At 72.0% G+C, this 14,529-nt stretch carries 14 protein-coding genes; 3 read left to right on the plus strand and 11 right to left on the minus strand.

Going from position 1 to position 14,529, the window contains the following annotated elements:
- Window position 1: 1 nt before the first annotated feature.
- The 5 genes from N5875_RS14190 to N5875_RS14210 all read right to left on the minus strand — a co-directional run bounded on the left by N5875_RS14190 (window position 2) and on the right by N5875_RS14210 (window position 3,832).
- Window positions 2-1,348 carry a CpaF family protein gene (locus N5875_RS14190; protein WP_318208965.1) on the minus strand — a complete coding sequence of 449 codons (1,347 nt, stop codon included), beginning with the start codon at window positions 1,346-1,348 and terminating at the stop codon, window positions 2-4.
- Window positions 1,349-1,364: 16 nt separating this feature from the next.
- Window positions 1,365-1,937: a TadE/TadG family type IV pilus assembly protein gene (locus N5875_RS14195; protein ID WP_318208964.1), complete on the minus strand. Its 573-nt coding sequence runs from the start codon at window positions 1,935-1,937 to the stop codon at window positions 1,365-1,367.
- The gene (locus tag N5875_RS14200; protein ID WP_318208963.1) at window positions 1,934-2,311 is read right to left on the minus strand and encodes a TadE/TadG family type IV pilus assembly protein; all 378 of its coding nucleotides are present in this window, start codon (window positions 2,309-2,311) and stop codon (window positions 1,934-1,936) included. The genes N5875_RS14195 and N5875_RS14200 overlap by 4 nt, the downstream gene beginning before the upstream one ends.
- A 3-nt stretch (window positions 2,312-2,314) precedes the next feature.
- Window positions 2,315-3,583 (minus strand): P-loop NTPase, encoded by a 1,269-nt coding sequence (locus tag N5875_RS14205; RefSeq protein ID WP_338494078.1) that lies wholly within the window; start codon window positions 3,581-3,583, stop codon window positions 2,315-2,317.
- 90 nt (window positions 3,584-3,673) lie between these two features.
- A complete protein-coding gene (locus tag N5875_RS14210; RefSeq protein WP_318208961.1) occupies window positions 3,674-3,832 on the minus strand; it encodes a toxin-antitoxin system HicB family antitoxin in 159 nt (52 codons plus the stop codon).
- A 50-nt stretch (window positions 3,833-3,882) separates the two neighbouring features.
- Here N5875_RS14210 and N5875_RS14215 point away from each other — a divergent pair, with 50 nt between their 5' ends.
- On the plus strand, window positions 3,883-5,109 hold the full coding sequence (locus tag N5875_RS14215; RefSeq protein WP_318208960.1) for a transposase: 1,227 nt from the start codon (window positions 3,883-3,885) through the stop codon (window positions 5,107-5,109).
- A 12-nt stretch (window positions 5,110-5,121) separates the two neighbouring features.
- On the opposite strand, the gene cpaB is transcribed toward N5875_RS14215, so the two are convergent.
- Both cpaB and N5875_RS14225 read right to left on the minus strand, forming a co-directional pair.
- Complete coding sequence (gene cpaB / locus N5875_RS14220) at window positions 5,122-5,829, minus strand: Flp pilus assembly protein CpaB (protein WP_318208959.1); 708 nt, start codon at window positions 5,827-5,829, stop codon at window positions 5,122-5,124.
- A gap of 142 nt (window positions 5,830-5,971) precedes the next feature.
- The gene (locus tag N5875_RS14225) at window positions 5,972-7,003 is read right to left on the minus strand and encodes a hypothetical protein (RefSeq protein WP_338494084.1); all 1,032 of its coding nucleotides are present in this window, start codon (window positions 7,001-7,003) and stop codon (window positions 5,972-5,974) included.
- Between the two features lie 464 nt (window positions 7,004-7,467).
- Between N5875_RS14225 and N5875_RS14230 the strand changes: the two genes are divergently transcribed.
- Complete coding sequence (locus tag N5875_RS14230; protein ID WP_318208957.1) at window positions 7,468-9,183, plus strand: glycoside hydrolase family 18 protein; 1,716 nt, start codon at window positions 7,468-7,470, stop codon at window positions 9,181-9,183.
- Window positions 9,184-9,272: 89 nt separating this feature from the next.
- On the opposite strand, the gene N5875_RS14235 is transcribed toward N5875_RS14230, so the two are convergent.
- Window positions 9,273-10,667 (minus strand): protein kinase, encoded by a 1,395-nt coding sequence (locus tag N5875_RS14235; RefSeq protein WP_338494086.1) that lies wholly within the window; start codon window positions 10,665-10,667, stop codon window positions 9,273-9,275.
- 157 nt (window positions 10,668-10,824) lie between these two features.
- On the opposite strand from N5875_RS14235, the gene N5875_RS14240 reads away from it, so the two are divergent.
- Window positions 10,825-12,189 carry a M14 family metallopeptidase gene (locus N5875_RS14240; protein WP_318208955.1) on the plus strand — a complete coding sequence of 455 codons (1,365 nt, stop codon included), beginning with the start codon at window positions 10,825-10,827 and terminating at the stop codon, window positions 12,187-12,189.
- A 54-nt stretch (window positions 12,190-12,243) separates the two neighbouring features.
- Here the strand turns inward: N5875_RS14240 and N5875_RS14245 are convergent, their stop codons facing one another.
- From N5875_RS14245 to N5875_RS14255, 3 genes are read right to left on the minus strand one after another with little or no spacing between them, the layout of a single operon-like run.
- Window positions 12,244-12,657 carry a RidA family protein gene (locus N5875_RS14245; RefSeq protein WP_318208954.1) on the minus strand — a complete coding sequence of 138 codons (414 nt, stop codon included), beginning with the start codon at window positions 12,655-12,657 and terminating at the stop codon, window positions 12,244-12,246.
- The gene (locus tag N5875_RS14250) at window positions 12,654-13,415 is read right to left on the minus strand and encodes an IclR family transcriptional regulator (RefSeq protein WP_318208953.1); all 762 of its coding nucleotides are present in this window, start codon (window positions 13,413-13,415) and stop codon (window positions 12,654-12,656) included. Before N5875_RS14250 ends, N5875_RS14245 begins: the two co-directional genes overlap by 4 nt.
- On the minus strand, window positions 13,412-14,488 hold the full coding sequence (locus N5875_RS14255; RefSeq protein ID WP_338499170.1) for a sugar kinase: 1,077 nt from the start codon (window positions 14,486-14,488) through the stop codon (window positions 13,412-13,414). The genes N5875_RS14250 and N5875_RS14255 overlap by 4 nt, the downstream gene beginning before the upstream one ends.
- Window positions 14,489-14,529: the final 41 nt, after the last annotated feature.

Here is a 14,529-nt window from a genome sequence, read left to right on the forward strand (position 1 = left end):
GTCACTTCGCTTCGCGGGTGGTGAGGTGGGCTTCCGTCACGGCCACGCCGAAGGCCTGCGGAATGGGCTGGCCTGCCAGGTAGAGCCGCTCCGCGACCCGCCTCGGCAGCGGGTGGTACGTGAACTGCCCGTACACCCGCCCGTCCGCGGCCACCGGCTGCGCCTGGAAGCGGCACACCGTGGCGAGCAGGAAACGCTCGCGCCCGTGGGAGGCGAGGACGGAGATCTCGGTGATCCGGCGGGTGCCGTCGGGATGCCGCGTGAGCTGGACGAGGACGTCCACGGCGCTGTTGATCTGGTCCCGGAGCGCCTCGAACGGCACCTTGACCTCAGACATCGACGCCAGGGTCTGGAGCCGCATCAGTGCGTCCTCGGCCGAGTTGGCGTGGACGGTGGCGAGCGAACCGTCGTGGCCGGTGGACATCGCCTGGAGCATGTCGAGGGTCTCGCCGCCACGGACCTCACCGACGATGATCCGGTCGGGCCGCATGCGGAGCGAGTTGCGGACGAGATCGCGGATGGAGATGGCTCCGCGTCCCTCGATGTTCGGCGGGCGGGCCTCCAGGCGGATCACGTGGGACTGCTGGAGCTGGAGTTCGGCCGAGTCCTCGATGGTGATGATCCGCTCGCCGTCGGGGACGAGACCGGAGAGGGCGTTGAGGAGGGTGGTCTTCCCGGTGCCGGTGGCGCCCGAGACGATCAGATTGAACTTGGCCTGAACCAGTCCGGACAACAGGAGCAGCATCTGCTCGTCGAGCGAGCCGAGGCCGATCATCTCGTGGAGCGTGTACGCCCGGGGGAAGCGGCGGATGGTGAGGGTGGCCCCGGTGAGCGAGAGCGGCGGGATGATGACGTTGACACGCTCGCCGGACGGCAGCCGGGCGTCGACCATCGGGTTCGACTCGTCGACGCGCCGGTTGACGGTGGAGACGATCCGCTCGATGGTCTGCATCAGCTGGTCGTGGGAGGCGAAGCGGAGCGGCAGCAGTTCGACGCGGCCGGCCCGCTCGATGAAGATCTGGTCGGGGCCGTTGACCATGATCTCCGTGATGGAGGCGTCTTCGAGGAGCGGTTCGAGTACGCCGAGCCCGAGGGCCTCGTCGACGACCCGGCGGATCAGCTGGGCCCGCTCGGCGGTGGAGAGGACCGGGCCTTCGCGGCTGATGATGTGGCCGAGGACGCGTTCGAGCCGTGCGCGCCGCTCGGCGGCGGCGAGCGCGGACATCTCGGTGAGGTCGATCTCCTCCAGGAGCTTGGCGCGGAAGGCGGCGACCAGATGGCCGTCCTCCCTGGCCGCCGCGCCGCCACCGTGATCCTCGGGGGCGTTGATCCGGGCCCGCAGACTCATGATTCGTCGTCCCTTCTCACTCGTCCTCCTCGTCGGGCAGGGGCATGGTGGCGGTCTTCGTCACTTCGCCGAAGTCGTCCACGAACGGCACGACGGAGGGGATGGTGACGGTGACGGAGACGGTGAACTCGTCGGCCCCCGGGTAGCTGACGACGACAGGATCGATCCAGCCGCTCACGGCGGCCGTGGCGGCCGCCCCGGCGTCCGGCCCGTCCTCCGCGTCGCTGCTCTCCGCGCGGGCCGCGGCACGGGCCGCCGTGCCCGCCTGCTGGGCGGCGTACGCGGCGATGCCGAGCTGAAGCCCGGCGAGGCCGACGATCAGCAGGATGGGCAGGAAGCCGAGGTACTCGATGGCAGCCTGGCCACGGTCGCGGCCGCGTACAGGGGCCTGGCCTCGCTCGCGGCCTCTCACAGGAGCCTGGCCTCGGTCGCGGCCTCTCACGACGACGACGGCGGTCCGGCCACGGTCGCGGCCTCTCACGGCGGCGACGGCGGCCGGGCCTCGCTCGCGGCCGCTCACGGCGGCGATGACAGCCCGGCCTCGGTCGCGCCGCTGCGAGCCCCGTCCCTCGCTCAGGTCTCTCCTCATCGCGTGAGGCCCTCCTCGTCCACGGCTCCCGCCTCGCCCACCACCGGGAAGAGGCCTCCCATCCCGGGGACGAGGACCGGAACCTCGACGGAGACCCGGACGTGGACCATGCCGCCGCTCACGTCTCCGCAGTCCCCGCCGCGGACGCTCCAGGCGCCGTCGATGTGCCGGCCGGCGGCCGCCGGCCCGTCGTCGCCGACGGCGCACGCCCGCGCCGCCTCGTCCGCCGCGTTCCCCGCGAGGGTGTACGTGTAGCCGACCAGGACGATCTGCCAGAGCAGCGCGAGGGTGAGCAGGATCAGCGGCACCATGCCGAGGAACTCGACCGCCACCTGCCCCCTGTCGTCCCTGCCCGAGCCCTGGTGGATACGCATGGTTCAGCGCCCTCCGGCGCGGCGCCGCAGCCCCAGCGAGCCCCGGTCGCCCGCCCGCGCGAGCTGCTTGCCGGGCTGCCCGGCCGCCGTCGCCGCCGACGGGGCCTGGACCAGGCCCAGTTCGCCCGCGAGAGCCCACAGCGCCTGCTTGACCGTCGACTTGGCGTCGAGCTCGTGCAGCCGGCCCGCGTCGACGACCGCCTGGAGCTCCTTGAAGTGGGCGGGGACGGCGACGCCCGCGACCCGGGTGCCGGTGATCTTCTGGACGAGGGGCGGCTGGATCTCGGTGGCGCGGTGGTGGCGGTTGACCAGGGTCACCGTCTCCTCGGCCTTGCGGACCTGGAGCCGTTCCCACATGCGTACGGTCCGCTTGGCCGCCCGGACGGCGACCACGTCCGGCGTGGCGACGAGGACGGCGGTGTCGGCCATCTCGATCGCGGCGGCGTTGGCGCTGTTGAGCTGGGAGCCGCAGTCGACGACGACGACCTCGTGCCGGCCGCGCAGGGCGCTGACGATCTGGCGGGCTGCGCGGTCGGTGACCTCCTCACCGCGCTCGCCCTCCGCCGGGGCGAGGAGCAGGGAGAGGCCGGTCTCGTGGACGTACACGGCGTCCTGGAGGACGCGCGGCGAGATGTCGGCGATGGAGGCGAGGTCGGCGACGGAGCGCCGGAACTGGACGTCCAGGTAGGAGGCGATGTCGCCGCTCTGGAGGTCCATGTCGACGAGCGCGACGGTACGCCCGGAGGCGCGGGCCGCGAGGGCGAGGTGGACGGCGGTGACGGTGGCGCCGACGCCGCCCTTGGCGCCGCTGACGGTGACGACGGTGCCGCCGGGGCCGGTGACCTGGTCGGCCCCCGCGCCGAGGTGGCGGCGGACGCCGACGGACCACTGGGCGGCGGCCTGGACGCGGCTGGCGAGTTCCTCGTAGCCGAGGGGCAGGGTGACGAGCCCCCGCGCGCCGGAGTCCATGGCGGCGGAGAAGAGGACGGGGCTCGCGTCGGCGGTGATGAGGACGACGCCGACGGCGGGGAAGCGGAGGGCGACCTCGCGGACGAGTTCGAGCGCGGGGACGGGTCCGATCCGCTCGTGGACCAGGACGACCTCGGGGAGTTCGTCGAGCGATGCGGCGGCGAGCCGCGCGAGGGTGTCGACGAGCTGGGTGGAGTCGGTGACCGGAAGGGCGGGCTCGGCGTCGGGGAGCTGGCCGATGAGGGTGGTGACGGACCGGGCCGCGTCGGGGTCGCCGACGGCCGGCAGGATCCTGGTGGTCATACCGGCCTCACCTGGTTCATCCGAAGGTGCCCTGGGAGCTGAGAGGCATTGCGGCACCAGCCAAGCAGGGCGGGCACGGAAGAGCTGCCGTCAGGGCTGCTCGCCTCCTGGCGAGGCGACGTCCCGCTCGGACTCCAACCGGTGGACGATCTCGGAATTGAGAGACCTGCGAGCGGACTTCGCCTCGACTGCCAACCACGCGTGGAGGTCGGCAGGCAGGCGGAGGGTGATGCGCTTCTCTTCATCCATGGCTCCACTGTAATGACCCCGCGACGCCTAGATGGTGACATAATGACACCATGGCGACACGAGGCGGAGTGGGCGGAAATACCGGACGTGCCCGGTACACCTACCGGCTTCGCGTCTCGACGACTGCTCGTACCGCACTCCTCGCGGAGTGGGCGCGGTGCCGATGGATCTGGAACGAGAGCTGCGCCCGCTCGAAGAGGGCGTACGCCGACAAAGAGCCGTGCGGCCCGGCCCGGCTGGACAAGATGCTGACAGAGGCCCGCTCCGCGAACAGCTGGCTTCGAGAGGGTAGTTCCGTCCCGCAGCAGCAGACCATCCGCGATTTCGCCAAGTCCCGTGCGAAGGCGCTGAAGGACATCAAAGCTGGGTTGCCGCAGCGACATCGGGCCGGGATGCCGAAGCACAAGAGGAAGCGCGCGGCCGCCCCGACTCTGAACTACACGCAACGTGGGTTCCGACTGAAGGACGGGCGCCTGCGACTCGCAGGCGGCATCGACCTGACGGTTGTGTGGTCTCGCGACCTCCCCGGCCCGCCGTCCTCCGTCCGCGTTCACCGCGACAGCCTTGGCCACTGGTACGCCTCGTTCGTCGTGACCGCGCCCGTCGAGGCACTGCCGACCACCGGCCGTGTGATCGGGATCGACTGGGGCGTCCGGGAGACGGCCACCACCACCTCGGACACCCACGACCTCGCTCACGCGCAGCATGGGAGGGCGGCCGCGCAGCGCCTTACCCGCTATCAGCGCATGATGGCCCGCCGCCGGCCCAAGCATGGCCAATCGGCGTCGAAGGGATACCGGCAAGCCAGCCGCCAGGCCGCCAAGGTACACAAGAAGGTCTCCCGCCAGCGGCAGGACACCGGACGCAAGTGGGCCAAGCGCGTGGTAGCCGACCATGACATCCTGGCCATTGAGGACTTCCAGCCGAAGTTCCTCGCGAAGACGACCATGGCACGCAAGGCGGCGGACGCTGCGATCGGCGCCACCAAGGCAGCCCTGATCGAGATGGGCCGCAAGCACGGGCGAGACATCCGCCTCGTGCATCCCGCGCACTCCACCATGGACTGCGCACAGTGCGGAGCGAGAACCAAGCACGCGCTACCTCTCTCAGAACGTACCTATCACTGCATCACGTGCGGAGCCGTGTCCCCCAGGGACAAGAACTCCGCCCGCGTCATGCTGATCCGGGCTGGTCTCAACCCGGCTGGTGCCGATCGTGCAAGTGCTGTTGGACCGCCGGTCCACAGCCAACGTGAGCCAGGAATCCCCTCCCGCTAGGGAGGGGAGGATTCAATTGTCCTTTTCGAGCGTGTAGGTGCGGTCGCGCTGGTCGGCGGGGGCGCCGCCGGTGGTGGGGGCGACCAGGGCGAGGCGTACGTGCTCGGCGAAGGACTCGGCGTACGCGACGCGCTGGGCGTCGAGGGTGGAGAGGGCGAAGGAGATCGGCACGGCGTCGTTGGCGCGCGCCGAGCCCTGGGAGCTGTCCCGGATCGACGTGAGTTTGCCGACGTCCAGGACGCGGGCGCCTGCGACGATCATGCGGGACTGGGAGGGCTCGCCCTTCTTGTCGCCCGCGAAGGTGGCGTAGATGTTGACGGTGGCGCCCGCGGTGATCTTCCCGGCGACACCGGTGGCGGCGTCGACCATGATCGCGATCTCCTGCTGGCCCGGCTGGAGTTCGGGCCGCTCGACGATCATGTCGGACTGGAGGAGCGAACCGGCCTTGAGCCGGGTGACGGCGATCCGGCCCTCGATCTGGCGGAGGTCGGTGACGGCGGTCTCCGAGAGCCACCGCTCGGGCATCGAGATCTTCTCGAACTGGTCCGCCCTCAGGGGGGCGTACGGCTCCACGTTGCGCTTGATCCGGTACGCGGTGGTCTCCGGGCCGACCTTGGAGTTCACGTCGCTGATGACGGCGAGCACACCGGCGAAGGCGCCGATCGCGCACAGGACGGACAGCAGCAGCAGGATCACGCCGCGGCGCTGGCGGGAGTTCATGGCCGTACTACCTCGATCGGAGACGTGGGTCCGGGGCGGACGGGAGCGGGCGGTCGGAGGCGGGAGGAGGAGTGTTCACGAAGGGGGCGAGGCGGGGGGTCGGAGGGGGCGAGGCGGGGGGGCGGAGGGGGCGCGGGGCTGCTCACGGCAGGGCACGGGTCGGGTTCACCTGCACGTTCACCGGGGTGAGCTGGGCGTACGACGAGGCCGGGTGGGCCGGGTGCGCGCCCGCCTGTGGGGTCGTCTGCGCTCCGGGCCCGAGTACGCGCGTGCCGCCGTCGCGCCCGCCGCCCCCGCCCCCGCCCCCCGAGCCGCCGGTCAGCGCGCGACCGCCCTGCTCCGGCACCGATCCGACCTGGAGGGGTGCCCCGCAGAAGCCGCAGCGGTCGCCGATGAGTTCCATCGCGCACCAGTGGCAGGTCTCGCGCCGTACGGAGGAGACGAGCTGGTAGAGGACGGGCAGGTCGGGCAGGTACGCGGCGAACTCGACGAGCTTCCCCGTCCCCCACCAGCGGGGCGAGGCCTCGGGCAGCGGTGTCTCCAGGACGGCGCCCTGGATCCGCCACCCGGGCACGAGCGTGGTCGTGGGCCAGTCGGTCTGGAGCTGGCCCCGGGCGAGCAGGAGCTCGGTGGTGAACTCCGGTCCCGGAAGGGCCACCTCCCCGCTGCCGACGCGGGTGATCTGCGCGGTGGGTCCGGCGAGTACGGCGAAGTGGGCGCCGGGCAGCCAGCCCTTGAGGTGGGAGCCGAGGCTGACGGGGACGCGGTCGAGCCGGGAGACGGAGCCGAGGACGGCGCCGGCGTAGATGTAGTGGGCGAGCAGCCGGGCGGCGGAGGCGAGGACGCCGGGGCTGAAGTCGCAGCCCGCCAACTGCCGGAGCTGGCGGACGAGTACGGCCGCTCCGAGGGGTGGCAGGTCGGTTCCGACCAGGGCGATCCGGTCGCTTTCGAGCAGGGCGCGGACGGCGCGCAGTCGTTGCTCGACGGCGGGCGGGGCGGAGGTGGGGCAGACGACGACCACGTGTCCGTACCGCGCGAGGAGCTGCTGCATGTCGGCGATCGAGGCGTCGAGCGACTGGGTGTCGGGGGCCGGGAGGACGGTGGCGTGCGGGGTCCCGGGGTCGGTCGGCGGCAGCGCCAGGTCGGCACTGGTGACCGCGATCGCTGTCGGCACGTCGGACCCCCCGTCCCCTCCGGCCTCCGGTGTCCCGGGAGCCGTGGATCACTTACCGCGTTCACGGCATCACCGCAGGGTGCTGCCGCCTCTGCACCTTATCCGCGTCCCCCGGGGTGGTGAACACACAATCCGCCAAGCTGTCCCGCTTTCTCGGGGATCCGGAGGCCGGACCCGCCGAGCCTGTGCGCGCTGCTGTCACCCGCTCCGAACAGGGCTTGCTGCCAGAGGTCTTGACAACACGATTGGTCTGGACCAACTTGTCCCCACAGCGGTGGCCACCGCCCGCACGCCCCGTACGCCCCGTACCGCCCGCACCTCCCGCACCTCCCGCACCTCCCGCACCTCAGGCAGCCTCTGCACCCCCATACCCCCCGTACCGCCTCGTACCCCCGTACGAGCCCCTCCGTACGACGACGTACGGCACCTCCACATCCCCCACATCCCCAACTCCCCTCCGGAGGATGCACGTGGACCGCACCACCACCCGCCCGCACGGACGCCGCTGGCTCGGCGGGGCGCTCGCGCTCGCCGTCGGCTCCGGGCTCGTCCTCGTCGGCGGAGCCGGCACCGCGCAGGCGGCCGACGTCAACGTCGCCAAGAACGCCGGTTTCGAGAACGGCCTGACCAACTGGTCCTGTTCCGCCGGGAGCGGCGCCGCCGTCTCCTCCCCGGTCCGCACCGGGGCCGGCGCGCTCCGGGCGACCCCGGCCGGGCTCGACAACGCCAAGTGCGTGCAGACCGTGGCCGTGAAGCCCAACTCGACGTACACGCTGAGCGCCTGGGTCCAGGGCGGCTACGCCTACCTCGGCGCGACCGGCACCGGGACCACCGACGTCTCCACGTGGACGCCCGACAGCCCCTCCTGGAAGCAGCTCACGACCACCTTCACCACCGGCGCGAGCACCACTTCCGTCCAGATCTACACCCACGGCTGGTACGGGACCTCCCCGTACTCCGTCGACGACGTCAGCGTCTTCGGGCCCGACGGGGGCGGCGGCCAGGACCCCGACCCGGTCGTGCCGTCCACCCCGGCCGGTCTCGCCGCGGGCACCGTCACCTCCTCCTCCGTCGCCCTGAGCTGGGGCGCGGTCTCCGGCGCCACGGGCTACAAGGTGTACCGGGACGGCGGCAACCCGCAGACGGTGAGCGGCACGTCGACCACGATCACCGGACTCACGGCCGACACGGCGTACCAGTTCCAGGTCGCCGCGACGAACTCCGCGGGCGAGTCCGCGAAGTCCGGCGCCGTCTCGGCCCGTACGGCCAAGGTCACCGACCCGGGCCCCGGCCCGGCCGTGCCCAAGCACGCCCTCACCGGCTACTGGCAGAACTTCAACAACGGCGCCACGGTCCAGAAGCTGCGGGACGTGCAGTCGCAGTACGACATCATCGCCGTCTCGTTCGCCGACTCGACGACCACGGCGGGCCAGATCGTCTTCAACCTCGACCCGGCCGTCGGCTACGCCTCGGTCGCCGACTTCAAGGCGGACATCGCCGCGAAGAAGGCCGCCGGCAAGTCGGTCATCATCTCGGTCGGCGGCGAGAAGGGGAACGTCACGATCAACAGTGACGCCTCGGCGACCGCCTTCGCGAACAGCGCGTACGCCCTCATGCAGGAGTACGGCTTCAACGGTGTCGACATCGACCTCGAGCACGGCATCAACTCGACGTACCTGACCAAGGCGCTGCGTCAGCTGTCCGCCAAGGCCGGTTCGTCGCTGGTCCTGACGATGGCCCCGCAGACGATCGACATGCAGAACACGGGCACGGAGTACTTCAAGACCGCGCTCGCCGTGAAGGACATCCTCACGGTCGTCAACATGCAGTACTACAACAGCGGTTCGATGCTCGGCTGCGACGGCAAGGTCTACAGCCAGGGCTCGGTGGACTTCCTCACCGCGCTCGCCTGCATCCAGATCCAGGGCGGTCTCTCCCCGTCGCAGGTCGGTCTGGGCGTTCCCGCCTCCACGCGGGGTGCGGGCAGCGGCTACGTCGACCCGCAGATCGTGAAGAACGCGCTGGACTGCCTGACCAAGCTCACGAGCTGCGGCACCTTCAAGCCGGCCCAGGCCTGGCCGACGCTCCGCGGCGCCATGACCTGGTCGACCAACTGGGACGCGACGGCCGGCAACGCCTGGTCGAACGCGGTGGGTCCGCACGTCCACAACCTGCCGTAACGGAACGATCCCGCTCCCCGCACCACCCGCGGCGCCGCCGGTCTCCCGGCGGCGCCGCGTCGTTTCACCTGGGCCTCAGGCGTCGGGCCTCACCTGGGCAGGAACCGGGCCAGAACCCGGTCGAGCCCGGTGACCCACTCCTCGACCCTGGCCGCCCGGCGGCCGTCGATCTCGCAGAGGTAGCTGGTGCCGTCGTAGAGGTCGACGGAGATCCGCAGCCACCGGCCGCGCCGGGTCCGCTCGTACCGTACGGCTCCGATCTCGGGCCAGGTGAACTCCGCCTCGTCGTCGAGGAGCTGGAGACAGATTCCGGCGCCGTCCACGACGACCCCGTACACACTGTCCGCGGCCACGAAATCCGGCACGGGCTGCGGGGGCGCGACGGGCGGCGGCGGGACGAAGAGGGTGGGGGTGGGCGGCCCGAACCCCGGCGGGACCGAGTCGTGCGGAGACGGGGACGCGTACGGCGACGGGACCACGGCCTGCGGCGGCACGGGCGTCGAGGGGAGGACGCCGGGCGCCGGTCCGTACGACGGCGGGATCGAGTCATGCGGCGGCACGGGCGTCGACGGGACGACTCCCGGCGCCGGTCCGTACGACGGCGGGATCGAGTCATGCGGCGGCCCGAACCCCTGCGCGGCCGGATGCCGCGGCGTCGCGGGCGCGTCGACGACCGTCGGCGGCGGCACCGTCCCCGCCGGGCCCCGCGGCCCCTCCCCCAGCACGTCCAGGATCTCCTCCGGCGTGGGCCGTTCGGCCGGGTCCTTCGCGAGGCATCGGCCCACGAGCCCGCGCAGGGGCTCCGGTACGGAGGCGAGGTCCGGGTCCTCGTGGACCGCGCGGTACATGAGGCCCATCGGCGTCCCGTCCCCGAAGGGGCGGCCGCCCGCCGCGGCGACCAGTACGGCGCCCAGCGCGAAGACGTCCGCCGCGCCCGTGACCTCCTCGCCGAGGGCCTGTTCGGGGGCGAGGTAGCCGGGGGTGCCGAAGGCGGAGCCGGTGGCGGTGAGCCGGGTCGACTCCAGCGCGCGGGCGATGCCGAAGTCGAGGACGCGCGGCCCGTCGGGGGCCATGACGATGTTGCCGGGCTTGAGGTCGCGGTGGACGAGCCCGCAGGCGTGGATGGCCTCCAGGGCCTCGGCGAGCGCGGCACCGAGCGAGCGCAGCCGTCCCTCGTCCATCGGGCCCTCGGCGGTGACGAGCGCCGCGAGGGTGGGGCCGGGGATGTAGGCGGTGGCGAGCCAGGGCGCCTCGGCGTCGGGGTCGGCGTCGACGACCTGGGCGGTGTGGAAGCCGCCGACCTGTCGGGCGGCGGCGACCTCGGCGCGGAAGCGGGCGCGGAAGGAGGGGTCGGAGGCGAGTTCCGGCCGGGCCACCTTGACGGCCACGGCGCGCCCGCCGCGCGATCGGGCCAAATAGACGGTGCCCATGCCGCCTTCGCCTAGCTTGTGCTCGATGACGTATCTGCCGATGAGGGTCCCCACCGGGACAGTATGGCCGAACTCCCCATCTTGACCGGTCCATGACACAGCCTCACCATGTGGCCGAACGCGGAACTCGAACACGGAAGACGGAACCCAGCACACCGAACCACCCGCACGAGCTTGTCGCACCCCCCACCCTCCCCACCCAGGAGACAGCATGCGACGTCCCACCCGCGGCAGAAGGTCCGCCACCCTCGCGGCCCTCGTGGCGCTCGCCCTCGCGGCGCCCCTCTCCGCCCTCACCACACCCGCCGGGGCCGACCCGTCCTCGGCCGCCGCCCGACTCGCCGTCGGCGCCGACGAGGTGATCCGGCAGTACGAGGTCGCCGGGCCCTCCACCCCCGCCGCCCGGAGCGCGCTGACCGCCACCGGCGTCTCGATCGACGAGGTCGACGCCCGGTCGGTCGTGGTCAGCGCCAACACCGAACAGCTCGCGAACCTCAAGGCGCTCGGCTACAAGCCGGTCGCCCTGCCCGGCCCGCCGAACCGGAACACCGCCGAGGACGGGCACAGCCACGCCGCCGGTCCGCTCGACTTCCCCTCCGCCGACGCGAGGTACCACAACTACGCGGAGATGAACGCGGAGATCGACCAGCGGCTCGCCGCCTACCCCTCGATCATGCGCAAGCAGGTGATCGGGAAGTCGTACCAGGGCCGGGACATCGTCGCCATCAAGATCAGCGACAACGTCGCCACCGATGAGGCCGAGCCCGAGGTGCTCTTCACCCACCACCAGCACGCCCGCGAGCACCTCACCGTCGAGATGGCGCTGTACCTCCTGCGCGAGCTCGGCGCGGGGTACGGCAGCGACTCCCGGATCACCAACGCCGTGAACGGCCGCGAGATCTGGATCGTCCCGGACCTCAACCCGGACGGCGGCGAGTACGACATCGCCAGCGGCTCCTACCGCAGCTGGCGCAAGAACCGTCAGCCCAACTCCGGCTCCTCGTACATCGGTACGGACATGAACCGGAACTGGGACTACAAGTGGGGCTGCTGCGGCGGCTCTTCGGGCTCCAAGGGCTCCGAGACCTACCGCGGCACGGCCCCCGAGTCCGCCCCCGAGGTCAAGGTCGTCGCCGACTTCGTCCGCTCCCGGGTGGTCGGCGGCAAGCAGCAGATCACGGCGGCCATCGACTTCCACACGTACAGCGAGCTCGTGCTCTGGCCCTTCGGCTGGACCACGGCCAACACCGCGCCGGGCATGACGCTCGACGACCGGAACGCCTTCGCGGCGGTCGGCGGCAAGATGGCGGCCAGCAACGGCTACACGCCCGAGCAGTCCAGCGACCTCTACATCACGGACGGCTCGATCGACGACTACCTGTGGGGCACGCACCGGATCTTCGGGTACACCTTCGAGATGTACCCGTCCTCGTCCGGCGGCGGCGGCTTCTACCCGCCCGACGAGGTCATCGAGCGCGAGACGAGCCGCAACCGCGACGCCGTCCTCCAGCTCCTGGAGAACGCCGACTGCATGTACCGCTCGATCGGCAAGGAAGCGCAGTACTGCGCGGCCTGACGGTCCGTACGTGACGGAGTGCCCCGGCCGCTCATGGACCGGGGCACGCCCGTGTCAGCCGAGGACGGCCAGCGCGTCGATCTCGATGAGGAGGCCGGCCGGGAGGCCGACGTAGACGGTCGTACGGGCGGAGGCGGGGGCCTTGAGGCCCTGCTCCTCGAAGTACTGGTTGTAGATCGCGTTCATCTCGGCGAAGTGCTCCACGTCCGTCAGGTAGACGCGCATCATCATCACGTCGTCCCAGCTCGCGCCGCCCTCCTCCAGGATCGCCTTGACGTTGGCGAAGGTCTGGAGGGTCTGCTCGCGCAGGGTCGGGCCGGCGACCGTCGGGGCCTGGCCCTCGACGGCGGGCAGGAAGCCGACCTGGCCCGCGACCTGGAGGATGTTGCCCTTCTTCACGCCGTGCGAGAACTTCGCGGGCGGGGCGGTGTGGGTGGCGGGGGTGAGGGCGATCTTCTCGGTCGTCATACGGAGTCCTTGGTCGGGGCGGTGCCGGAGTACTCCCGGCTGATGGCATCCGCGGTGCGGCGCACCTGCGGGAGGAGGGAGAGGAGTTCCTCGGCCGTGACGACCACGTTGGGCGCCGAGACCGACATGGCGGCGACGACCCGCCCGTCGGCTCCGCGGATGGGTGCGCCGACGCAGTTGATGGACTCCTCGTGGCCGCCGAGGTCGGTGGCCCAGCCCTGTTCGCGTACGGTCGCGAGCTCCTTGAGGAACGCGGCGGCGTTCGGCGTCGAACGGGGCGTGTACGGGGGGTAGTCGAGCTTCGCGGCGACGGCACGCCGTTCGGGCTCGGGCAGGTCGGCGAGGAGCAGTTTGGCGACGGCGGCGACGGTGATCGCGACCGGTCTGCCGATGCGCGAGTACATCCGGACCGGGTAGCGGCTCTCGACCTTGTCGATGTAGAGGACCTCGCCCTCCTCGTAGACGGCGAGGTGGATCGTGTGCCCGATCCGCTCGTTCAGTGCCGCGAGGTACGGGTGGGCGATCTCGCGGATGTCGAGGTTCTCGACGGCTTCCTGCGCGAGCGCGAAGAGGCGGGCGCCGAGCCGGTAGCGCTGGTCCTGCTGCCGGTGGACGAGCCCGTGCTCGTGGAGGGTGCGCAGCAGCCGCAGCGCCGTGGACTTGTGGACGCCGAGCTCGTCGGCGACCTGCCCGAGGTCGGCGGGGCCACGGGCGAGCAGCGGCAGGATGCTGAGCGCCCGGTCGACGGTCTGGCTCATGGCGTACGTACCTCCTGGTCGTCCCCCGGCTGACAGGGGTCCCCCGTCCAGCCGGGGCCGAGGTGAAGTGTGCCCCAGGCCGCGTCGTCGAGCGCGGCCAGCCGGTCGGCGTGGCCGCGCCGGGGAGGCGCGGCCAGATCACCGGGGACGGTGAGGGCGGCGGCGGCCATGAGGTGCCCGTGCCGGAGCCGGGCGGTCGCGCCGAGCCCGCGGAGGGTGGCGGAGAGGAACCCGGCGGCGAAGGCGTCCCCGGCGCCGACGGGGGCGACGATGTCGACGCGGGGGGCGGGGACGTGGGTGACGGTCTGAAATTCAGCCCCGCCGGCGTTTGAGGCGCGGGGGTCCGGGGGCAGAGCCCCCGGTTCGGGAAGGGGCGGGGTGGGGAAGGAAGCCGCGCAGCGCTCGAACACCACCGCCCCCTCCCCACCCCGCTTCACCACCAACACCGCCGGCTCCGGCAGCACACCCCTGATCGCATCCGCCTCACCGACCCCCCACAACGCCTCCGCCTCATCGGCCCCGACGAAGACGAGGTCGGCACGACGGGCGAGTTCCAGCAGTACGTCCCCGGCGGCGCCGTCGCGCCACAGCCTCGGCCGGTGGTTGACGTCGAAGGAGACCAGCGGCCGCCCGGGCCGCGGCGCGGTGAGCTCCCGCATCAGGGCGAGACAGTCGGCGGACAGCGCGGCCGTGATGCCGGAGAGGTGCAGGATCCGGCCGTCGGCGACGGAGTCGTACGGCACGGTCGCCGGCGACATCGCGGAGGCGGCCGACCCGGCCCGGTAGTAGGCGACCTCGTGGGCGTCGGTGGCCCGGTCGGCGGCGGTGCGGAAGTAGACCCCGGTCGGCCGGTGCGGGTCGCGCCCGACGGCGCCGACGTCGACTCCGTACCCGCCGATCGTCTCGACGAGGTGGTCGCCGAAGCCGTCGCGGCCGACGCGGCCGACCCACCGGACCCGGTGCCCCGCGGCGGCGAGCGCGCAGGCGACGTTGGACTCGGCGCCCCCGATCGCGCGGGCGAAGGAGGGGACGTCGGCGAGGCGGCCCGGCCGGGAGGGGAGGAAGGTGACCATGGACTCACCGAGGCACACGAGTTCGGGGGGCGCGTGTCCGC

The sequence above is a fragment of the Streptomyces sp. SJL17-4 genome (assembly GCF_036826855.1).
Lineage (GTDB): Bacteria > Actinomycetota > Actinomycetes > Streptomycetales > Streptomycetaceae > Streptomyces.